At 43.8% G+C, this 22,691-nt stretch carries 20 protein-coding genes; 15 read left to right on the top strand and 5 right to left on the bottom strand.

All coding sequences use genetic code 11. From position 1 onward, the window contains the following. Positions 1–3 precede the first annotated feature (3 nt). The gene (locus tag GPLA_RS07620; RefSeq protein ID WP_007104286.1) at positions 4–1,167 is read right to left on the bottom strand and encodes a methyltransferase; all 1,164 of its coding nucleotides are present in this window, start codon (positions 1,165–1,167) and stop codon (positions 4–6) included. A 26-nt stretch (positions 1,168–1,193) separates the two neighbouring features. Between GPLA_RS07620 and GPLA_RS07615 the strand changes: the two genes are divergently transcribed. The 15 genes from GPLA_RS07615 to GPLA_RS07545 all read left to right on the top strand — a co-directional run bounded on the left by GPLA_RS07615 (position 1,194) and on the right by GPLA_RS07545 (position 13,839). Then, positions 1,194–1,826: an alpha-ketoglutarate-dependent dioxygenase AlkB family protein gene (locus GPLA_RS07615; RefSeq protein WP_007104285.1), complete on the top strand. Its 633-nt coding sequence runs from the start codon at positions 1,194–1,196 to the stop codon at positions 1,824–1,826. Positions 1,827–1,872: 46 nt separating this feature from the next. Beyond that, on the top strand, positions 1,873–2,187 hold the full coding sequence (gene bolA / locus GPLA_RS07610; protein ID WP_007104284.1) for a transcriptional regulator BolA: 315 nt from the start codon (positions 1,873–1,875) through the stop codon (positions 2,185–2,187). Positions 2,188–2,272: 85 nt separating this feature from the next. Next, on the top strand, positions 2,273–2,443 hold the full coding sequence (locus GPLA_RS23155; RefSeq protein WP_007104283.1) for a YqaE/Pmp3 family membrane protein: 171 nt from the start codon (positions 2,273–2,275) through the stop codon (positions 2,441–2,443). A 92-nt stretch (positions 2,444–2,535) separates the two neighbouring features. Then, on the top strand, positions 2,536–3,717 hold the full coding sequence (fabV, locus tag GPLA_RS07600) for an enoyl-ACP reductase FabV (RefSeq protein ID WP_007104282.1): 1,182 nt from the start codon (positions 2,536–2,538) through the stop codon (positions 3,715–3,717). 480 nt (positions 3,718–4,197) lie between these two features. Then, on the top strand, positions 4,198–5,538 hold the full coding sequence (locus GPLA_RS07595; protein ID WP_007104281.1) for a Na(+)-translocating NADH-quinone reductase subunit A: 1,341 nt from the start codon (positions 4,198–4,200) through the stop codon (positions 5,536–5,538). A gap of 3 nt (positions 5,539–5,541) precedes the next feature. Beyond that, positions 5,542–6,753 (top strand): NADH:ubiquinone reductase (Na(+)-transporting) subunit B, encoded by a 1,212-nt coding sequence (locus GPLA_RS07590; RefSeq protein WP_007104280.1) that lies wholly within the window; start codon positions 5,542–5,544, stop codon positions 6,751–6,753. Next, the gene (locus GPLA_RS07585; RefSeq protein WP_007104279.1) at positions 6,743–7,504 is read left to right on the top strand and encodes a Na(+)-translocating NADH-quinone reductase subunit C; all 762 of its coding nucleotides are present in this window, start codon (positions 6,743–6,745) and stop codon (positions 7,502–7,504) included. Before GPLA_RS07590 ends, GPLA_RS07585 begins: the two co-directional genes overlap by 11 nt. Before the next feature lie 11 nt (positions 7,505–7,515). Continuing rightward, positions 7,516–8,148 carry an NADH:ubiquinone reductase (Na(+)-transporting) subunit D gene (locus GPLA_RS07580; RefSeq protein WP_006992653.1) on the top strand — a complete coding sequence of 211 codons (633 nt, stop codon included), beginning with the start codon at positions 7,516–7,518 and terminating at the stop codon, positions 8,146–8,148. Positions 8,149–8,152: 4 nt separating this feature from the next. Then, positions 8,153–8,761, top strand: coding sequence for an NADH:ubiquinone reductase (Na(+)-transporting) subunit E (nqrE, locus tag GPLA_RS07575; protein ID WP_007104278.1), 609 nt, complete (start codon positions 8,153–8,155; stop codon positions 8,759–8,761). A gap of 24 nt (positions 8,762–8,785) precedes the next feature. Next, on the top strand, positions 8,786–10,012 hold the full coding sequence (gene nqrF / locus GPLA_RS07570) for an NADH:ubiquinone reductase (Na(+)-transporting) subunit F (protein WP_007104277.1): 1,227 nt from the start codon (positions 8,786–8,788) through the stop codon (positions 10,010–10,012). 86 nt (positions 10,013–10,098) lie between these two features. Continuing rightward, entirely contained in the window at positions 10,099–11,124 is a 1,026-nt protein-coding gene (locus tag GPLA_RS07565) for an FAD:protein FMN transferase (protein WP_007104276.1), read from the top strand. Positions 11,125–11,142: 18 nt separating this feature from the next. Then, complete coding sequence (gene nqrM, locus GPLA_RS07560; RefSeq protein WP_007104275.1) at positions 11,143–11,376, top strand: (Na+)-NQR maturation NqrM; 234 nt, start codon at positions 11,143–11,145, stop codon at positions 11,374–11,376. Between the two features lie 96 nt (positions 11,377–11,472). Beyond that, positions 11,473–12,537, top strand: coding sequence for a DNA polymerase IV (gene dinB, locus GPLA_RS07555; RefSeq protein ID WP_083882018.1), 1,065 nt, complete (start codon positions 11,473–11,475; stop codon positions 12,535–12,537). Between the two features lie 129 nt (positions 12,538–12,666). Next, positions 12,667–12,879: a DUF1653 domain-containing protein gene (locus GPLA_RS07550; RefSeq protein ID WP_007104273.1), complete on the top strand. Its 213-nt coding sequence runs from the start codon at positions 12,667–12,669 to the stop codon at positions 12,877–12,879. Between the two features lie 81 nt (positions 12,880–12,960). Further along, a complete protein-coding gene (locus GPLA_RS07545) occupies positions 12,961–13,839 on the top strand; it encodes an MBL fold metallo-hydrolase (protein WP_007104272.1) in 879 nt (292 codons plus the stop codon). Positions 13,840–13,917: 78 nt separating this feature from the next. Here the strand turns inward: GPLA_RS07545 and GPLA_RS07540 are convergent, their stop codons facing one another. From GPLA_RS07540 to GPLA_RS07525, 4 genes are all read right to left on the bottom strand, one after another. After that, the gene (locus GPLA_RS07540; RefSeq protein WP_007104271.1) at positions 13,918–15,570 is read right to left on the bottom strand and encodes an amidohydrolase; all 1,653 of its coding nucleotides are present in this window, start codon (positions 15,568–15,570) and stop codon (positions 13,918–13,920) included. Positions 15,571–15,753: 183 nt separating this feature from the next. After that, positions 15,754–17,841, bottom strand: coding sequence for an elongation factor G (gene fusA / locus GPLA_RS07535; protein ID WP_007104270.1), 2,088 nt, complete (start codon positions 17,839–17,841; stop codon positions 15,754–15,756). 276 nt (positions 17,842–18,117) lie between these two features. Beyond that, positions 18,118–19,140 carry a GGDEF domain-containing protein gene (locus GPLA_RS07530; protein ID WP_007104269.1) on the bottom strand — a complete coding sequence of 341 codons (1,023 nt, stop codon included), beginning with the start codon at positions 19,138–19,140 and terminating at the stop codon, positions 18,118–18,120. A 147-nt stretch (positions 19,141–19,287) separates the two neighbouring features. Continuing rightward, entirely contained in the window at positions 19,288–22,638 is a 3,351-nt protein-coding gene (locus tag GPLA_RS07525; RefSeq protein WP_007104268.1) for an amidohydrolase family protein, read from the bottom strand. Positions 22,639–22,691 lie beyond the last annotated feature (53 nt).

Genomic DNA, 22,691 nt, shown 5'->3' with positions numbered 1-22,691 from the left:
TGACTACTTCTTGATAGCGGATAAAATACTGAATTTTCGATCACTTGCAAGTACCTTGTAATGACCGAATAGTCGTTTAATCGTTTGCGGATAATCTAAATGTCGATTGCCAACGACTCGTAGTTCACCGCCATGCTTGAGAATACGTTTGCTGTCGCGGAACATTTGTAGGGCAATATGATCCGTTATGGTGTTTTGTTGATGAAAAGGGGGATTACACAGTACTATGTCGACGTGCTTGTCATTCGAGTCATTATCTAGATTAGCTTGACCATATTCATCTAAACAGTTGCTTACGATAAATTCACATTGCGCCAGTTTATCCGGCATATTTTGCTCAATATTGAGTTTTGTTGAGGCAATCGCCATAAAAGACTCATCAACAAAAACTAGGTGTGCCTCTGGAGATTGATGGAGAACATGCAGTCCTAATACGCCATTTCCGCAGCCTAAATCGACCACGCATTTATGGTTAGCGTCAGGTAAATTATCCAATAACACGCGGGCACCTATGTCTAATTGCTGTCGTGAAAATACATTAGCAAGGTTATGCATAGTGAATTGAGGATTGTCTGTTTTCCATTTTGTCGGGTAGGGGCTAATACTACTTTTTAGCCCATCATATTGGCAGAATATTAGACGCGCTTTTTTCTTCGCCAGAGAAGTCGTAGTCATACCTAAGTGCTTTTCAAATAACGCTAATGTAGACTTTTGAATGGCATTAGCCTTGCCTGATGCAATGATTTTTGTTTGTGGCGTAATGCACTTTTGTAAATCAATCAGTTGCTGTTCTAACAAGGCTAACGTCTTGGGAAGTTTAATGAGCACCAGATCCAGTTTCACATCAGGCTGATGCAAACTGTTGCGCATCTTAATCTTGTCATTGCTGATATTATTACGTTCAAGGTTCAGCGTTAGTGCTTTATGAGCAACATAGGAGTCACTTATCCATAGCGGTGAATAAGCAGAAAACCATACACCTAGGGCACCAAAGTCGTCGTTATATATGGATATATTCAGCTTCAGTCGTGCTGCCGTATTTTGTTCTACGTATTCAATCAAATATTCGTCCGCGGCGTCCCATGCTTGCCAACTGACATGTTGATTTTCGACTGGATAACGCAATAATTGATATGTATGGTCTAAAAGCGTGAGTTCAGTTTTCATTAAATTCTTAATATATTGGTGTTAGCTTGCAACAATCTAGTTTATTCCCTTCGGCAGTGTCGACCGAACCTGAGATTTTACCTTTACCAGGCGGCGATTTTCGTTATTTCCGCCACTTTTTGTCTAGTCAAGAAGCAGACTATTATTCTGCGCGTTTGCTTACTTCTTTAGCTTGGCGGCAGGATCATATCAAAATGTACGGTAAACAGGTTAAAATCCCGCGTTTACAAGCTTGGTATGGTGACGCCGATGCACTTTATCAGTACTCAGGACTTAATTTGCAGCCCTATCCATGGAGTGAGGAGTTGGCTGAGTTGCGAGTACGCTGTGAAACTGTGAGCAAAACACGTTTTAATTCGGTGCTGGCTAATTGTTATCGAGATGGACAAGACAGTATGGCTTGGCACAGTGATGACGAGCCAGAATTGGGTCGCTATCCGTTAATCGCGTCCTTAAGTCTGGGACAGGTACGTAATTTTGATTTAAAGCATCGGGTAAGCGGGGAGCGACATAGGTTACCCTTAGAGCATGGTAGTTTGCTGATTATGGCTGGCAGATCTCAAGAATTCTGGCTACATAGCTTAGCGAAGACCAAAAAGTCGCTTGCACAGCGGATTAACCTAACCTTTCGGTTAGTGTCGCCAAACCCACAAGGCTAAACGGTTTTAGGTACCCTTAATTGAAAAAAATGAATTAGGAAAAAATATGACTGTACAACAAATAATCGAACAGAAATTACAGGCTGGCTTTTCGCCTTCACATTTGGATGTGAGTAACGAGAGTTTCATGCACAACGTACCTGAAGGTTCTGAAAGCCACTTTAAAGTGGTTATTGTCAGTGATGAATTTGCCACCAAGCGTTTAATTGGCCGTCATCGCGCAGTGAATGCAGTGTTAGCGGATGAGCTCGCAAATCATATTCACGCGTTAGCTATCCATACTTACACAGAGCAAGAGTGGACTAAACTGCAAGAACAATCTCCAGATTCGCCTAATTGTATGGGGGGGTCTAAGTTATAGTTTCGGGTGTATGCCACAAAAATGACGGATAATAGATGTATGGGCACCCTGCGGTACCCGACAAACCATTATGAGGTCCATAAAAATGCAGAAGGTTAATCCACTAAATTTACTGCTAGCTATTTTTTTCCCACCACTTGGTGCATTGTTGCAAGTTGGTCTCAGCGCTCACTTTTTTCTCAATATATTGTTAACCTTGTGCGGTGTATTGCCTGGGGTCATTCACGCTGTATGGCTTGTTTTAAAAAATAAATAATGGAACTAAGGTGCCAAACGATCTGCTCAGAGTTGTTTAATTGCTGTGGGCAATTACAATGTACATCGCTTTTTTTATAGGAAAAAATGAATATGGTTATCAAGCCAAAGATCCGTGGCTTTATTTGTACAAATGCTCACCCTGACGGTTGTGCCGCAAGTGTTGCGCAGCAAATTGAATATGTAACGTCTCACGGTGATTTAGGTGTAGGCCCTAAAAACGTGCTGGTGATTGGTTCATCAACGGGCTACGGCTTAGCATCACGCATCGTTTCTGCCTTTGGGTATGGGGCGAATACGTTAGGTGTGTGTTTTGAAAAGGCGCCAAGCGAACGTAAAACGGCAACCGCTGGCTGGTATAATACTGCCGCGTTTCATAAACAAGCTAAGGCTAAAGGCTTGTTTGCCGAGACGATTAATGGCGACGCATTTTCCAATGAAATTAAAGCCCAAGCTATTGAAACCATTAAGCGTGAAATGGGACAGGTTGATTTGGTGATTTACAGTTTGGCATCACCAAGACGAACAGATCCTGAAACAGGCGAAGTTTATAAATCTACGTTAAAGCCAGTGGGGCAGGCGTATACCACTAAAACGTATGATACGGATAAAGATCGTATCCATGATATTTCTCTCGAGCCTGCAAATGATGATGAAATTGCACAAACCATCAAAGTCATGGGTGGCGAGGATTGGGAACTGTGGTTAGCAGCCTTGGCAGATGCAGATTTACTCGCCGATGGCTGTAAAACGACTGCCTATACCTATATTGGTAAAGTGCTCACGTGGCCTATTTATGGTCAGGCAACGATAGGTAAAGCGAAAGAAGATCTCGATCGCGCGGCAGCGGCCATCGTTAGTAAAAACAAGGCTAAACACGTTGAAGCCTATGTTTCTTCATTAAAAGCATTGGTCACCCAGGCGAGTTCTGCGATTCCAGTTATGCCCTTATATATTTCACTTATTTATAAAGTGATGAAGGAGGAAGGCACGCATGAAGGTTGTATTGAGCAAATTAAAGGCTTATTTACACAACGTCTGTTCGCAGAATCCCCTGAATTGGATGAAATGGGTCGTTTACGCATGGACGGAAAAGAAACCAACGATGATACACAGGCAAAAATAAAGGTCTTGTGGGATCAGGTTACTCAAGAAAATTTCCATGAGCTAAGTGATTATGCCGGTTATCACCATGAGTTTTTGAAACTCTTTGGTTTTGATATTGAAGGTGTGGATTACGACACAGAGCAAAATACGTTAGCCGACTGGAAATAATTTTCCTGCTCGCTTTACCCGTTAAGAAACCGCCTTTAGTAGGCGGTTTTTTGTATCCAAGGAATAGATGCAAATAAGAGCTATTCGCATGCACTGCGGCGCTGAATGTAAATGAATTGTTGCTTTTATCCTCTCTTGGGACAAGATGCGGATAATGTCGATAAAATACACTAAAAAAATTGTGCTTAGGCACATTTGGCATGGCAGAACAGGTTCGGATAATGTTAAAATTCCGGAGTTAGATTAAGTGGAAAGTTCATGTCTGTTTAATTTCTTCTAACGAATACGAAAAAATACTGCGGCTGATTAAAAATTATGAAGTGACAAAGTCACGGGTTTAGTTAGGCGATTACATTTACAAAATAACATCAATAATACTCATCACGAATAGGTTTTTTGTCAGCAAGTCATGTTGATTGATGGCATGTAGCTCAAAGGCTAACCGTGATGTGTATTGACTTTAGAGTAGTGCTATTGCGTATGATTAAAATCAAGAAAGGGTTAGATCTTCCGATTTCGGGAGCGCCAGAACAACAAATTCATGACGGCCCAGCGATTACTAAGGTTGCTGTGTTAGGTGAAGAGTACATTGGTATGCGTCCAACTATGCATGTGCAGGTTGGTGATAAAGTTCAGAGCGGCCAGATGCTGTTCGAAGACAAAAAGAATCTGGGCGTGAAATTTACTGCTCCTGCTTCTGGTACTGTCGTCGAAGTTAACCGTGGGGCAAAACGTGTTTTGCAATCCGTGGTTATTCAGGTGGAAGGCGATGACGCAGTGGTTTTCGACAAATACGCCGAATCCGAGCTGTCATCTATAGCGGCTGACAAAGTGCAACATAATTTGGTTGAATCTGGATTATGGACCGCCTTGCGTACACGCCCTTATAGCAAAATCCCTGCATTGGATAGCAAGCCTCATTCAATTTTCGTTAACGCAATGGATACTAATCCACTTGCTGGCGACCCAGCGGTCATTATCGCTCAACGCAGTGCTGATTTTATCAATGGTTTACGCGTTGTTTCGTGTTTGACCGAAGGTAAAGTGTTTGTTAGCAAAGCGCCGGGTGCAAATGTTGCCGTGGGCGACGTCAAAGTTGATGTAAACGAATTTGATGGTCCTCACCCTGCTGGCTTAGTCGGCACCCATATTCATCATTTGGATACGGTTGGTGTTGGCAAAAAGGTTTGGCATGTTGGCTATCAAGATGTGATTGCTATCGGTGCATTATTTACCACTGGCACCCTTAACAACGAGCGCGTTGTTTCGTTAGCAGGTCCAGCGGTTAAAAATCCTCGTCTTATTAAAACGGTACTCGGTGCCAATATGAGTGAGATCATCTCAGGTGAAGCGACTGATGGCGAAGTACGTGCTATTTCAGGGTCTGTTTTACAAGGGAACAATGCTCATGGTGTTCACGGCTATCTTGGCCGTTATCATGTGCAAGTTTCGCTTATTAATGAAGGCCGTGAAAAAGAATTCCTAGGTTGGATCAAGCCAGGTGCTAATCAGCACTCAGTGACACGTGCCTACCTAGCGCACTTTAGTCCAAAGAAATTGTTCAGCATGACCACAACCACTAATGGTTCAGATCGTTCTATGGTGCCAATTGGTAACTACGAGCGTGTTATGCCGTTAGACATTTTACCAACCTTGTTGTTGCGTGATTTGATTTCTGGTGACACCGATAGCGCTCAAACATTAGGTTGTTTGGAGTTAGACGAAGAAGATTTAGCGCTTTGTACCTATGTTTGCCCTGGTAAATATAACTACGGGCCGATCTTGCGCGAGAGTCTAGACAAGATTGAGAAAGAGGGTTAACTCATGGGTTTAAAAGCATATTTAGAGAAAATTGAACCTAACTTTGAAGCAGGCGGTAAATACGAAAAATGGTATGCGCTTTATGAAGCAGCAGCGACTATTTTTTATACCCCAGGCAAAGTTAATAAAACCGGTACGCACGTACGTGACAGTATTGATTTAAAACGTATTATGATTTTGGTTTGGGCCGCAACGTTCCCAGCTATGTTCTACGGTATGTACAACATAGGCCAACAGGCGCATAGCGTTATTCTTAACGCAGGCGCATCGATGCCTGATATGTGGCAAGCAACCTTGTTTACTGCATTAGGTGGCCAAATTGGTCTTGAGTCTACAGGCGGATTGGCTATGTTCCTTTATGGGGCATGTTTCTTCATACCTATTTACGCCGTGACATTCATTGTCGGTGGTTTTTGGGAAGTACTCTTTGCTTCAGTGCGTAAGCACGAAGTGAATGAAGGTTTCTTCGTAACCTCTGTTCTGTTTGCATTGACCTTACCTGCGACTATTCCTTTATGGCAAGTGGCACTAGGTATTACCTTCGGTGTCGTTATTGCCAAAGAAGTCTTTGGTGGTACTGGACGTAACTTCCTGAACCCGGCTCTTTCTGGTCGAGCATTCTTGTACTTCGCTTACCCTGCGCAAATTTCAGGTGACGCAATCTGGACTGCGGCTGACGGTTTCTCTGGCGCAACTTGGTTAAGTCAAGCTGCTGCGGGTAACGTGAGCGATTGGAGCTTAAACGCTGATTGGTGGGATGCTTTCTTCGGTAACATTCAAGGCTCTGTCGGTGAAGTATCGACCCTAGCCATCTTGTTAGGTGGGCTCTTCATTATTTATATGCGTATTGCTTCATGGCGTATCGTGTTAGGTGTTTTGCTAGGCGGCGCGGTATTCAGTACCTTGCTTAACGTCATTGGCAGTGATACTAACGCAATGTTTGCTATGCCTTGGTACTGGCATGTGGTTACTGGGGGATTTGCCTTTGGTATGTTCTTTATGGCGACAGATCCTGTATCGGCATCGTTCACTAATAGCGCAAAATGGGCTTACGGTTTCTTAATTGGCTTGATGTGTGTTTTGATTCGCGTGCTAAACCCTGCTTTCCCCGAAGGTATGATGTTGGCAATCTTGTTTGCGAATTTATGGGCTCCACTATTCGATTATTTCGTCGCTCAAAGCAATATTAAACGGAGGATGGCACGTGTCGGCTAAAAAAGAAACTTTAGGCAAAACGGTCGGCGTTGTTATCGCCGTGTGTTTAGTTTGCTCGGTTATCGTATCAACGGCGGCCGTAAGTCTTCGCTCTCAGCAAGAAGCAAACGCTAAGCTAGATAAGCAAACCAATATCTTAGAATCAGCTGGTTTACTTGAAGCTGGTCAAAGCAAAGCTCAAATCGCGGCTACATACGCAGATCGCGTACAAGAGAAGTTCGTAGATTTGGCGACGGGCCAGTATGTTGAGAAAGACGCTGGTTACGATATGTATAAAGCAGCACGTAATCCGGATGAAAGTATCAAGCCTGTGCCTGATACTGCAGGTATTTTACGTCGCCCTAACGTAGCAAGTGTATATTTAATTTCCAACCCAGCCGGTGAAGTGACGCGTATTGTGTTACCTATTAACGGCAGTGGTTTATGGAACTTAATGTATGCCATGTTAGCTGTTGACTCTGACGGTAACACCGTTCGTGAGCTGGTTTATTACGATCAAAAAGAAACTCCTGGTCTTGGCGGTGAAGTTCAGAATCCTGAATGGAAAGCAAAGTGGGACGGTAAGAAATTGTATAAGAATGGCGAAGTGGCTATCGACGTGACTAAGGGAGCGAAAGCTAATGACCCTTATGAAGTGGATGCTTTGTCAGGTGCGACGCTAACCAGTAACGGCGTGCAAAATACACTTGATTATTGGCTGGGTGAGAATGGCTTTGGCCCTTACCTTAAAAACCAACCATGGAAATCGTGAGAGACTAGATAATGGCTGATACTAAAGAAATGAAGAAGGTATTGTTTGGGCCAATCCTAGACAATAACCCAATTGCACTGCAAATCCTGGGCGTATGTTCAGCGTTGGCAGTAACCACCAAGTTAGAAACGGCATTAGTAATGTCACTTGCTCTTACCGCGGTAACGGCATTCTCTAACTTGTTTATCTCTATGATCCGTTCACAAATACCATCTTCAGTACGTATTATCGTACAGATGACGATTATCGCGTCATTGGTAATCGTGGTGGATCAAATCCTTAAGGCTTATTCTTACGAGATATCCAAACAGCTCTCGGTATTTGTTGGTTTGATTATCACCAACTGTATCGTAATGGGCCGAGCGGAAGCCTTCGCTATGAAGAGCCCACCTTTTATCAGCTTCCTTGACGGGATTGGTAACGGTTTAGGCTACTCATTTGTATTGATTGTGATTGGTACAATTAAAGAGTTATTTGGTTTCGGTACTATTCTTGGTTTCGAAATTCTGCCTCTTATCCAAAATGGCGGTTGGTATCAAGGTAATGGTCTATTGATTTTACCTTTCAGCTCGTTCTTCTTAATCGGTGGTTTAATTTGGTTCATCAGAACGATTAAACCTGAACAAGTAGAGCCTAAGGAGTAATTTCATGGAACATTATATTAGTTTATTTATTCGTTCTATCTTCCTAGAGAACATGGCGTTGTTCTACTTCCTAGGTATGTGTACTTTCTTGGCGGTATCAAAGAAAGTGAAAACGGCTATGGGTCTAGGTGTTGCGGTTATCGTGGTATTAACGATTTCTGTACCGGTTAACCAACTTGTTTATGCCAATATTCTTGCCCCAGGTGCACTTGGCTGGGCTGGTTTCCCTGATACCGATTTAAGCTTCTTAAGCTTTTTGACCTTTATCGGTGTCATTGCTGCTTTGGTTCAAATTCTTGAAATGACCTTAGATAAGTTCTTCCCTGCGCTGTATAACGCGTTAGGTATTTTCTTACCTTTGATCACCGTTAACTGTGCGATTTTTGGCGGCGTTGCTTTTGCCATTCAACGTGATTACACCTTCACCGAAAGTATTTTCTACGGTGCGGGTAGTGGTGCAGGTTGGGCCTTGGCGATTACATTGCTGGCGGCAGTGCGTGAGAAACTTAAGTATGCAGATATGCCTGAAGGCGTGCGTGGTTTAGGTTCCGTATTTATGATTGCAGGATTAATGGCATTGGGCTTCCAGTCATTTTCCGGCGTATCAATTTAATCGAAACCGAATAGGAGTATTTAGATGTTAGACATTTATCTTGGCGTAGGTATGTTTATTGCCATCGTTCTAGCTTTGGTTTTGATCATTATGTTTGCCAAATCCAAGTTAGTGCCAGAAGGCGAAGTGACCATTTCTATTAATGGCGACCCGGACAAAGCAATTACTGCTCAACCAGGTGACAAGTTGTTAGGAGCCTTAGCAAATTCAGGCATTTTCGTATCATCAGCTTGTGGTGGTGGTGGCTCATGTGGTCAGTGTCGTGTTGACATTAAAGCCGGCGGTGGTGAAATCTTACCGACCGAGCTTGATCACATCAGTAAACGTGAAGCGAAAGAAGGTTGCCGTTTGTCATGTCAGGTTTCTATTAAACAAGACATGGATATTGAGCTTCCGGAAGAAATTTTCGGGATCAAAAAATGGGATTGTGAAGTTATTTCTAACGATAACAAAGCGACCTTCATTAAAGAGCTTAAGCTTAAAATTCCCAATGGTGAAAGTGTACCTTTCCGTGCCGGCGGTTATATTCAAATTGAAGCACCAGCGCATCATGTAAAATACAAAGACTTCGATGTACCTGAAGAATATCGTGGTGACTGGGAACGCTTCGGTTTCTTTGATATTGAGTCAAAAGTGGACGACGAAACTATTCGTGCCTATTCCATGGCTAACTACCCGGAAGAAGAAGGTATTATCATGTTGAACGTGCGCGTGGCTTCGCCGCCGCCGAACAACTTGTCTTTACCTGCAGGTAAGATGTCTTCGTACATATGGAGCTTAAAAGAAGGCGATAAAGCGACGATTTCTGGACCTTTTGGTGAATTCTTCGCTAAGAAAACAGAAGCTGAGATGGTCTTTATCGGTGGTGGGGCTGGTATGGCACCAATGCGCTCGCATATCTTTGATCAACTTCGACGTCTTAAAACGGATCGTAAAATTTCTTTCTGGTACGGCGCTCGTTCGTTACGTGAAATGTTCTATGTAGAAGATTTCGATATGTTGCAGTCTGAAAATGAAAACTTTAAGTGGCATGTTGCTTTGTCTGATCCCCAACCAGAAGATAACTGGGAAGGTATGACAGGTTTCATTCACCAAGTATTGTTGCAAAACTACTTGAAAGAGCACCCAGCTCCAGAAGATTGTGAGTTTTACATGTGTGGTCCTCCTATGATGAATGCTGCTGTTATCAGTATGCTGAAAGACTTAGGTGTTGAAGATGAAAACATCATGCTTGATGACTTCGGTGGCTAATTGAGTTGCTTTAGATAGTGATCTAAACCGAGTTGACAAGATATGTAAATAAGGGACTTCGGTCCCTTTTTTATTTAGGTAATCCCATGAATACGAATGAAGTTACCATGACAAGACTTATCAGTTTTGTCGTCTTTTTATTGATTATTGTTAGTTGTACTCAGGCGCCCATCGAAACCCATTTGACGGGTCATACCATGGGCACAACCTATAACGTTAAGTTTGTGAATACAGACAATGTAGACGAGCAACAATTGCACGACAATATTGATGCTGCATTGGTTAAGGTAAATAAATTGATGTCGACTTATGACCCTGAATCAGAGTTGTCACGCTTTAACCAATGGAACAGCAATGAGCCGTTCCCTTTATCGCCAGAAACGCTCACTGTGTTGCGAGAAGCCAAGCGTTTAGGCACATTAAGCCATGGGGTGTTAGATGTAACTGTGGGTCCTTTAGTTAACCTCTGGGGCTTTGGACCAGACGCGAAACCTGAAAAGCGTCCTTCAGCACAAGTTGTCACCCAAGTGAAAGCTCGTACCGGTTTGGCAAAGCTGCATTTATTGGACAATGGCGCGCAAAAAACTGAAAGTGATTTATACGTGGACCTGTCTACTATCGCGAAGGGTTACGGTGTTGATGTTGTAGCTGAGCTACTTGATGCTAATGATATCCATGATTACCTAGTGGAAATAGGCGGTGAAATGCGTGTGGCGGGTAATAAAGCCAGCGGCACACCATGGCGCATAGCCGTTGAGAAACCTGTATCAATGGAGCGGGCGGTACAAGAAATTATATCTATCGGCACGAATGCTATTGCTACGTCGGGTGATTACCGTAACTACTTTGAAGAAGATGGTGTGCGTTATTCACACTTAATCGATCCACGCACAGGCGCACCTATTATCCACAATTTGGTCGCCGTCACTGTGGTGCATCCTTCTTCGATGACAGCGGATGGTTTGGCCACGGCTTTAATCGTCATGGGGAAGGATGAAGCCCTTAACGTAGCGTTACATAATGATTTAGCGGTATTGATGATCACGCGAGAAAATGGCGAGTTTAAAGAGTATACTACGCCGCAATTCGAACCTTACATCAATCAAAAATAACTGATTAGAGGTGATATTTTGAGTACATTTATTTTAGCGTTTGTGTTTTTTTTAGTGGTGGCGGTAGCCATGTCTTTAGGTTTCATCGTTCAGCGTAAAGCGATTGCTGGCAGTTGCGGTGGCTTGGGGGCTTTGGGCATTGATAAAGCCTGTGATTGCCCTGAACCATGTGATCGTAAAAAAGCACGTTTAGAGCGTGAAGAAGCTCGCCAAGTGAAGCTCAATGAATGGAAGCAGAACCAAATACTGTAAGCGTATTTGGGTGTTAATGGTTCGCCAGTGATATTTACATTGACTCTGGCGAATAATAACGCAAAATAACTGTTTTTAAATACAGTTGTTTGTGAGATGCGTAAGATCATACACATCGATATGGACTGTTACTATGCGGCAGTCGAAATGCGTGATAATCCTCAGTATCGCGTAGTGCCGCTGGCTATCGGCGGAAGTGCAGATAGCCGTGGTGTTATCTCAACTTGTAATTATATTGCCCGTAAATATGGCGTTCGTTCTGCAATGGCGACAGCGTACGCCCGCAAACTCTGCCCTGACTTGGTACTCGTTCCTGGTCGCATGGCTCTCTATAGCGAAATATCACAGCAAATCCGCAAAATATTCCTCCGATACACGGATAAAATTGAACCGCTTTCCCTCGATGAAGCCTACTTAGATGTGTCAGACAGCGATTTATTTTCTGGCAGTGCGACTCTTATTGCACAAGATATTAGGCGCGCCATATTCGAGGAGACTCAGCTTACCGCTTCGGCTGGGGTGGCGCCTTGTAAGTTCGTCGCAAAAATTGCCAGTGATGAGAATAAGCCCAATGGGATTTGTGTTATCACACCAGACACGCAAGATGATTTCGTAAAGAAACTGCCCCTAGGTAAAATACCGGGAGTGGGGAAAGTGACACTGCAAAAGCTGAATAATATGGGGCTGTTCACTTGCCAAGATGTGCGAGATTACCCACTGGATACCTTTGTTAAATCTTTCGGAAAATTCGGACCCGTTATTTGGGACCGAAGCCACGGTATAGATGAGCGTGAGTTAAGTATCAGCCGTAAACGCAAGTCTGTAGGAGTCGAGCGTACTTTAGCTCAAGACATCACCACAGATGAGCAATGCATGGACATGTTAGAGAGTTTATACCCCATGTTGCTGGCTCGATTGGAAAAAGTGAGTCCTCAACTTGCGATTCAAAGTCAGGGCGTGAAATTAAAGTTTAATGACTTCCAACAAACGACTGTAGAACACAGGCAAAGCATATTAAATAGAGATTATTTTAAAGCACTTTTGAGCGAAGCGTTAGAGCGCCGTGGCAGTAGAGGGATACGTCTAGTCGGTTTGTCAGTAGGCTTGCCTAATAGTGCTGATATACAGCAACTGGTGTTTGATTTCGAGCATCTTGGTTAAGTTAATATTCCCCTTCAACTTTTTTGTCATCTTAGTTCCAAATCATAAGCTAGGGTCTTTTATCTTTATTACACCGCGTCCGATGCAAGGGTATACTTAATCAACTGAGTTTTTCCACTAAGGTTAAATATGCATATTGAAATAGGAAAATATCGTCATTACAAAGGCAATGAATATGAAGTCGTAGGTGTGGCTAAACATTCAGAAGATGAATCAGAGTTGGTGGTCTATCGGCCCATGTATGGAGAGCGCGGTTTGTGGGTACGCCCTCTGTCCATGTTTATTGAATCTGTTGTGGTTGATGGTCAATCTGTGCCGCGGTTTAAATTCCTAGGCAATTAATTACCGTTGCATACTAATCAAGTGAACTGAAGACGACTAGCCTCGTTCATGTATAAACAATAAATAACAGCGGGAAACATGATGATCAAAATGAAAGTAAACAGGGTCGCTTTAGCGCTTGCGACATTATCGATATTTGGCTCCGCAGGAGTCAATGCTGCAGATGATAAATTTGATGACGTGAAGATCAGCACGCAAGCCGTCAGCGGCTCAACCTATATGCTCACAGGTGCTGGGGGGAATATAGGTGTATCAGCAGGCGATGACGGTATTTTGATCATTGATGATCAATTTGCCCCGCTTGCCGAAAAAATTGCTTCTGCGATTGGCGATATCGCTAAACAACCGATGAAATACGTGATTAATACGCACTATCATGGTGACCATACCGGTTCAAATGCCTATTTTAAAGAGGTACATAACACCACTATATTTGCCCATGACAATGTTCGTAAACGCTTAGAAGCAAACGACGATCACGAACATGAAGCGTTACCCGTTGTGACCTACGAGCAAGGGCTGTCCTTTCATTTTAATGACGATACCATCCGCGTTATGTATTTACCCGCTGGCCACACAGACAGCGATAGTGTCGTGCGATTTGAGAAGGCAAACGTATTGCACGCTGGAGATTTGTTCTTTCAAGGACACTTTCCTTATATTGATTTAGCAGGCGGCGGAACGGTGAAAGGTTACATTGCGAACGTGACTAAGTTAATCGAGTTGACTGACGATGAAACAAAGATCATTCCGGGTCACGGAGAGTTGGCTAACAAACAAGACTATCAAGCCGCATTGACTATGATACAACAGACTTCGCAGTATGTAGCCCAGAAAAAAGCCCAAGGGGTCAGTCTAGAAACCCTCGTAGAGCAAGGTTTAGGAGCCCAATGGCAAGCCTGGGCATGGAATTTTATTACTGAAGAGAAGTGGATAACCACCCTCTATAACGGCCAGTAATCAGTAAGATTAACTTCTCGCCTCAACCCCTTGGTTAGAGGCGGATATTGGTAAAATTAAGGGTTGTCACGCAACGGGTTAATTTACTGCTTTGTCGAAGCGCTTTATCCCGCCCACCCAAGTTTCAAGTACCTTAGTTTTCCAAATGTTTTGGGGGTTAATGGTGAATATATCTTGGTCTACTAAGATAAAGTCTGCCCATTTCCCTTCACTCAAGGTGCCGATTATTTTCTCCTGATGAGCGGCGTAAGCGGCATTTAAGGTAAAGGCCTTAAATGCTTGCTCAATACTGACGGCTTCGTCTTTTATCCAACCTTCATCAGGCTGGTTCTGTCGGCTCTGCCGGGTCACTGCGGCGTGTAAGCCGAAAAAAGGATTGGCTAGTTCAACGGGAAAGTCTGAACCAAAAGCCACCATAGAGCCTTGCTTTTCGAAAGTCTGCCAAGCGTATGCACCTTTCAGCCTTTCTTTACCAATACGCTCTTGTGCCATATTCATATCGCTTGTGGCGTGCGTAGGCTGCATAGAAGGAATAATACCTAAGGTCTTGAATCTAGGTATGTCTGATACATCAATTACCTGAGCGTGTTCCACACGATTGCGCAGAGACTGACCCTTGATACGTGTAAAGGTGTCTTCAAATTGATCTAGCGCTAATCGGTTGCCTCTATCACCAATTTCGTGAATATTTAACTGAAAACCACTGCCGATGATTAAATCAAAAAGCGGCTTAAGCTGTTTCTGCGGGGTTAACAGTAACCCTGTATTATGAGGTTCATCTGAATAGGGACTAAGCATGGCAGCGCCGCGACTACCTAATGCGCCATCGCCGTACACCTTAACGCTACGAATGGCTAAATAATCGTACTGGTCGAAAACGGGACCCTGCTCAAGCATCTTGACTAGCTTTGCGTCAGTCGCCGCAATCATGGCGTAAATACGCATGTCTAAACTCATTTCCTGACTGCGCTTAATGTAATATTCATATTCAGCATAGCCGACGCCAGCGTCATGAACGCTGGTAATGCCTAATGATAGTAGGTGCTTACTTGCGGCATCGAGTTCGGCCTTCAGTGCTTGTTCACTGTCTTGTGGCAGCTTTTCGGTTAGCATGTTCATGGCATTGTCAATTAAGATACCTGAAGGGTTACCATTTTTGTCGCGGAGTATTTGACCACCCGGTGGATCTAGAGAATCCCTAGTTACCCCTGCCATTTCTAGTGCCTTACTATTGGCCCAGCCAGCGTGACCGTCGACTCTGGTTATCCATACGGGTCGGTCTTGAATATATTCATCTAGCATTGCGGCGTTAGGAAACTGCTTACCTGGCCACAACACTTGGTTCCAGCCCCGACCGAGTATCCAGTCAAGACTGGGATTTTGTTGTGCATAATCACGCACTTTTTCGGCTGAAGCTTTAGCGCTGGCAATATCTCTTACATCCACTTCTAATAGGGTTTCTCCCAAGCCTAGGACATGCCCATGTGCATCTATTAGCCCAGGCATTAGTATCTGTTGTTTGCCGTCAATAAAAGTAGCAGCTGGATATTGGGCACTGATATCTTGATTGCCAATGGCGAGCACTTTGCCACCGTCAAAGACTAAATCAGTAAAGGTTGTAAGCTTGCCGACTTGATTTAAGGTATAACCTTGAACATTCCCTATATGGGTGGGGGCAGCCAGCGCAGCATAGCTACAAATAATAAGGGCGAGGGTGATAATGCATTTCATCGTGTAATCCTTGTGTAGGCTCGAAACGTGTTCTAAGCACGTTTTTAATCGACCAAAAAGAGGTAACTAAAAGTTGCCCTAAAAGTGTTCACTATGCAAACCTTGTTTTTATAACCTTATAGACATAAAAAAGCCCCGCTTGCGTTAGCAGGCGGGGCTTTTAAAACTAGCGGTAATTAGTGCTTACTTCTTAGCGTTACGCTCTTTAGCATCAGCAATTACTTTTTCAGCTACGTTGTTAGGACAAGGTGAGTAGTGTGAGAACTCCATAGAGAACTGACCACGACCTGAAGTCATTGTACGTAGTGAACCGATATAACCAAACATTTCTGAAAGAGGGATATCAGCTTTAACACGAACACCCGTCACGCCGGCTTCTTGATCTTTGATCATGCCGCGACGACGGTTCAAGTCACCAATAACATCACCAACATGGTCGTCTGGCGTGAACACGTCAACTTTCATGATTGGTTCAATCAACTGGGGACCCGCTTTAGGGATCGATTGACGGAATGCACCTTTAGCAGCGATTTCAAATGCAATCGCTGATGAATCCACTGCGTGGAATCCACCGTCATAAAGCTCAACTTCAACGTCTAGTACTGGGAAGCCAGCTAGAACACCTGTGCCCATCATGCTATTGAAACCTTTTTCAATCGCAGGGAAGAATTCTTTAGGAACGTTACCGCCCACAACCACTGAATTGAAAGTGAAACCCGTGTTAGGTTCACCAGGCTTGATACGATAATCGATTTTACCGTATTGACCAGAACCACCAGATTGTTTCTTATGGGTATAAGAATCATCAACTTCTTGAGTGATGGTTTCACGATAAGCAACTTGAGGCTCACCTACGATCAAATCAACGCCATAACTACGCTTAAGGATATCAACTTTAATATCTAAGTGAAGTTCACCCATACCAGATAGGATTGTTTCACCTGAATCTTGGTCAGTTTCAACACGGAACGTAGGATCTTCAGCAACCATTTTACCGATAGCAATACCCATTTTCTCAGTTGAACCTTTATCTTTTGGTGTAACAGAGATAGAGATTACTGGCTCAGGGAATACCATTGCTTCCAAGATGATTGGATCTTTTGGATCACATAATGTGTGGCCAGTTTGCACGTTAGTTTTCATACCAACGATAGCAATGATATCTCCGGCTTGAGCTGAAGTAAGCTCGTTACGGTCATCTGCTTGCATTTCACACATACGGCCAACACGCTCAGTTTTACCTGTTGCGGCATTCAGTATGGTGTCGCCTTTCTTAAGCGTACCTGAGTAGATACGTACGAAAGTAAGTGAACCAAAACGGTCATCGGTGATTTTAAAGGCTAATGCTTTAAAGCTTTCTTTTGCATCAACAATTGCAAACTTACCAGTTGGTTCACCTTCTTCATCTGTTAGAGGTTGAGGATCAACATCTGTAGGACAAGGTAAATAGTCAACTACGGCATCAAGGATTAATTGCATACCTTTATTTTTAAAAGCAGAACCACAGTAAGTAGGGAAGAAGTCCATAGTACGTGTACCTTTACGGATACAACGTTTGATGTCTTCAACAGAAGGCTCTTCGCCGTCCATATAAGCCATCATTAGGTCATCGTCTTGCTCAACAGCAGTTTCGACCAACATTTCACGGTATTCTTCTACTTTATCAACCATGTCAGCAGGAACATCTGTGATTTCGTAGTTTTCTGGAAGACCGGTGTCATCCCATACGTAGGCTTTACGCGTAAGTAGATCAACTACACCAATAAAATCATCTTCTATACCAATAGGTAAAACCATGATTAGTGGGTTAGCACCAAGTACTTTTTTGGTTTGCGCGACAACGCGGTAGAAATCAGCACCCATACGGTCTAATTTGTTTACGAAGATAATACGTGCAACTTCTGAGTCATTCGCATAACGCCAGTTAGTTTCTGATTGAGGTTCAACCCCACCAGAGCCACAGAATACGCCGATGCCGCCATCAAGAACTTTAAGTGAACGGTAAACTTCTACGGTGAAGTCAACGTGCCCAGGAGTATCGATAACGTTAAAACGGTGGTCTTTCCAAAAACAACTAACAGCGGCTGACTGGATAGTAATACCGCGCTCAGCTTCTTGTTCCATAAAGTCAGTGGTAGATTCACCATCATGTACTTCACCGGTTTTGTGTATCTGACCGGTAAGCTTCAAAATTCGTTCTGTTGTGGTAGTTTTACCCGCATCAACGTGGGCGAAAATACCGATGTTTCTGTAATGTGATAAGTCTGTCATTGCTTCAACTTCAGTCTGAGTAAAAATTGCGCGGGATTATACAAGATATTTCCGCAGGATGCCGATTTTCTTTTAGATAAATCAAAATATTCACACTTTTGTACGGATTTAGTGTGATCTTTTATAAGAACTCGCGGATTTTACATGGTTTAGCACGGTGAATAAAGCGGTGTTTTGTTTATTTAATAGGCAAGTGACGCGTGGCGATGAGGGGCCTTTTAAATGGGCTTAAATACGCTGTTATTTAACTGAAATTTACTCGGTATAATTATGTTTTTAGCGGTTTGACATAGGCATGACCCTATTTCTGCCGAGGGATTTTGCTTTGTATAATAACTGATCTGCGGCTTCAATAAGCGCCAATGGATTCATGCCTTTTTGTATCTCGGCGACCCCAAATGATGCGCTAATGCCTCCTAACACTTGGGAGGTGCGTTTATCCCTTACGCCAATTTTTTCAATTGACCTGCGCATGGTTTCGGCGATTTGACGAGCCATATCAAGTTTACAGTTCGGAACTATGATAGCAAATTCTTCACCGCCGAAGCGAAACGCTTGTGCGCCGTTGCGGCAGGATGCTTGTAGCTTTTTGGCGCTGGCTTTTAAGATTAAATCACCCATTACGTGACCATGGGTATCGTTGATTATTTTGAAATTATCCAAGTCCGCCAGTATCAAGCACATATTGGGACGCATGGCTTGAGTCGCGAGTTCTTCATCAAAGTATCGTCTATTACATAAGCCAGTTAAGGCATCATACAACGCAGCTTGTTGGCTTTGCTCAAGTTGATCTTTCAAACGACTAATTTCGCGCTCAGCGTCCATCAGAGCGGTGCTGAACGATAATGTACTGCCGCGGATCTGCTTGGTTTGCGTGACTAAAGAACGCACCAAACTCATGACTTCCTCCATACTGAGCCCTTCTCGCTCGACCTTGGCTAAGTCATCCATGCAGGTGTCCATGGTACTTTTAAATGAGCGGGTTTCATTGCGTGTGTCTTTCACTGATTGGGACAACTCAACTATCATGCTCTCAATGGATTGCCGCAGCTCCCATACGTCCACTTCCTGGTCATCGGCAGCGTGTTTGCGATATAACGCTTTCGTTTTTGATTTTGATAAGGGTAGGTTGTGTTGGATTGCTTGGTCGAGGATCTCATTCAGCGAGGCCGACTCGTTGCTGACATAGGTGTACCAAAGCGCATAGTTGATGGGTACTGCAGGGATTTTATGTTTGAGCAAAAGTGGAATAGTTTTTTTCAGTTGCTTAAAAGAGTTCTCTAAATCGTTGTTAGACACACATTTCGCTCAGGCAATCAGTTATTTTTTAAGCTTACCAGACTAATATGTTTCGTCCAGAACTAGTCTTTACTGTCTTGTTAAAGGGCCATATTAAAGCAGCGGCTGTATATTCAGTCCGCTGCATGATGTATTGCTATTGGTACGTTAATGTACCCAGTGATGTTTCTCGGCTTTGAGCTGCACACTTTGCGCTGTGGCCTGAGGCATGAATAACTGATTGTTGTTTTCGAAGAAAAAAGCAGGGCGTTTTGTTTTTGAGCCAACTTCATTCATAGTTGCAGCATCATATATGCGACCATTGATGACGGTATAGCTGACGTATTCGCTGCGACGAATATCTGTTAGTACATCACCATCGACTATCATCATATCCGCCAGTTTGCCCACTTCTATGCTGCCTACCTGCTTACCCATTCCTAGGTGAGTCGCGCCATCAATGGTGCCACCTCGTAAGGCTTCCCAAGGAGTAAAACCGCCTTGTGTCATTAACCATAACTCCCAATGAGCAGCCAGACCTTCACGCTGACCGTGAGCGCCTATGTGTACACTGACGCCTTTGTCACGTAGCGTTTTTGCGTACTGTGCAACGTATACATGGTTGTACTGATTGTCAGGCGCGGTGGGGCGACGAATGGCTCGCTCGTCCAGTAAAAAGCTAGGGGTGTAGCGCAGTAAACGCTCGTTTTTCCATACTTCAGTACGATCATACCAGTACTCCTCGCCCATTAAGCCACCATAAGAGACCACGAAGGTTGGGGTATAGCCAAATTCCGTCTGGGCCCAAAGTGCAGTGAGATCTTGATAACCTTTAGCAATAGGCAGTGAATGTTCTAATCCAGTGTGCCCATCAACCAACATGGAAATATTCTGTTGATACTTACCTCCGCCTTCAGGCACTACCATTAGATTTAGCTCTCGAGCCGCTGCCAAAATTTGTTGGCGCTGGTCGCGACGAGGTTGATTGTAACTTTTCACCGAAATAGCCCCTGCGTCTTTTAGGCGCGTAAGGTGGGTAAGTGCGTCATCGTAATTATTAATGATCGCTTTATAACCCAAGGCTTCGGCACCATAAATAATTGTGCCTGTTGAATAGGTACGGGGAGCAACACGCTTGCCTGCTTTTTGTAATTCAGCAGCGGCGAATATTTCCGAGGTGTCGTTCGATGGGTCGTGAATGGTTGTCACGCCAAATGCTAGCGCAGAGTACATGTTCCAGTTTTGCTCGGGAATGATTTCGTTGCTACCTTGTGCGCCGTGGGCATGGGCATCAATTAAGCCGGGCAATATGGTTTTACCACGGGTGTCAATGACTTGTGCACCTTCGGGGATCTTAATTTCAGAACGTTGACCTAGTTCAACGATTTTATTGTCTTTGATAATGACCACCGCATCTGTAATCACTTCTTGCTGATTATCCGCATCGCGCATGGTGACTAAGGTACCGCCAACCAACGCTTTAAAACCTGAGGGTTTATCGGTCTTTTGCTCGAATGACAAAGGAATACCTTCAGTGACGGGCTCTGGCAATGTTTCAGAGGCCCCAGGCACAAACGCGAAGGCATCTTTCAATTCACGTTCGTAGTAAGTCGCTGCGTGATACCAGCTCAACGCTTGGCTGTCGCTACGCCAAGTCAGATACTCGCCTGCTCTATCAGAAAGCTGCTTAATGGGTATGGTTGTACTGGCAGGACCGATATCTTGACGTTTACCTATTTCGGTAAAGGGCGCGACATAGGCTTTATATTGATAAACAAAGGCAATCCATTTTTTATCTGGGGATAAACGATATTCGGCGATTTTGTCGCCGCCATATAAATGCTCACGTTCATCTTCACCGTTTAAATCCACACTGACAAGCTGCTGTTCGGGGTAATCAGAGCCGGAAACGGATTGAGTGATATATACGCGGCTATTATCACCTGCGAAATGCGGGGCACTACCGCTTTTGGCCACGCGTTTATGTTTCTCGCCTTTTACGTTGACGATATAGATACCAGGCTCAACAGAATATTCAGGGGGTAATAAGTAACCGCCGGTTTTTTTGTTATAGGTGATGAGCTTGTCGTCGGTGGAGAAGCTGGGCTCAATATAATGCCCTGGCTGATTGGTCAGTATTTTTTCAGAACGTCCAGTGGCGGATACAGTGCGCACGCTACCTAACGTTTTATCGTTCCAAGTGGTAAAGACGATTTTTTTGCCATCATGAGAGAAACGAGGGTAATACTCATCATGTTCGTTCTGTTTAGTTAAACGCTTAGTGTTGCCACTTTTGATGTCTTTTATATATAGCTTGCCCAGAGCCTGAAAAATAATGTTTTTCCCATCGGGAGATTTTTGCGCCCAGCGCGTCATTTTGATGTCAAAAGTATCAGGGGCAACGTCAACGTCAACGTCAAATCTTAGGGCATCGGCATATTGCACCTTTGCTTTTACATGCACTGGGATATTTTTAAGGGACTGGGTTTTCACCTCAAGAGAGTGAAATTTACCTCCGGTCCAAAAAACAATATTTTTCGAATTCGGCGTCCAGTCAAAGTAAGGGAAATACCCTTCTGAGCCGAAACCTTCTTGCATGTCTCGCTCAAGATCGAAATAAAGTGGCGTTTCGATACCCGTTGCAATATTTTTGCTAAACAAGACTGTTTTCTCTTTTACTCGGCGAATAAACGCTATGTGTTTGCCATCGGGCGAGGGGGTAGGAACAACCGCACCACCAGTACCACTGATGTATTGTTCTTCTTCACCTGTGGTTAGGTCGTAACGAGTAATGGCAAATATGGCTTTGAGGGGATCTCGGTTATAATCAAATACGCTACCCGCAGAAACATCTTGGGTGTAATACAGGTATTTTCCGTCAGGGGAGAAGGCTGGGTCTGCGATATTTTTTTGATCTGAATTTCCATTTACCCGTTTCTTAATTACCATTCCGTCGCCACCAGAGTGGTGATATAACCAGATTTCACCAGCGGGAATACTGCGACTGGACATGATCCCCTTGTTTGCTGCTATATATTGGCCGTCAGGGCTCCATTTAGGCGAATGTATTAAATTGTTCTTTTCTTTCGTGACCTGGGCCAATTCACTGCCGTCGTTATTCATCACCCATACATTAGATATACCATCTCTATCAGAGATAAAAGCGATTTTTTTGCCATCAGGGCTAAAGGTTGGCTGAATGTTCCAGGCAAAATCTTGTGTTAAAGGCAGTGCATCGCCACCGTTAATCGATGTGATATAGATGTCCCCCAACATATCAAAAACCAATTGCTCACCCGAAGGGGAAACATCAAGGCTTGACCAAGTGGTCTCGTCGGTATCTATACTAATTTCATGTAAATCAAAAGGCGGATTAAGTACGTCCCACTCGGGTTCTTTATTTTCTTTTTCACGTTCGGTGGTCAGTTTATTTGTTTGGGTTTCGCTGCGACTAAGCAGGTCACCACTGAAACTCAGCATTGCACCGAGCAATGCCCAGTTAACGACGTTTTTATACATAGTATTTCCCTGAAAAATTAATTTTATATCAATACATTTGGTGTAACGCAGCG

The organism is Paraglaciecola polaris LMG 21857, from assembly GCF_000315055.1.
Taxonomy (GTDB): domain Bacteria; phylum Pseudomonadota; class Gammaproteobacteria; order Enterobacterales; family Alteromonadaceae; genus Paraglaciecola; species Paraglaciecola polaris.
This window is presented reverse-complemented; position numbering and strand designations above follow the sequence as displayed.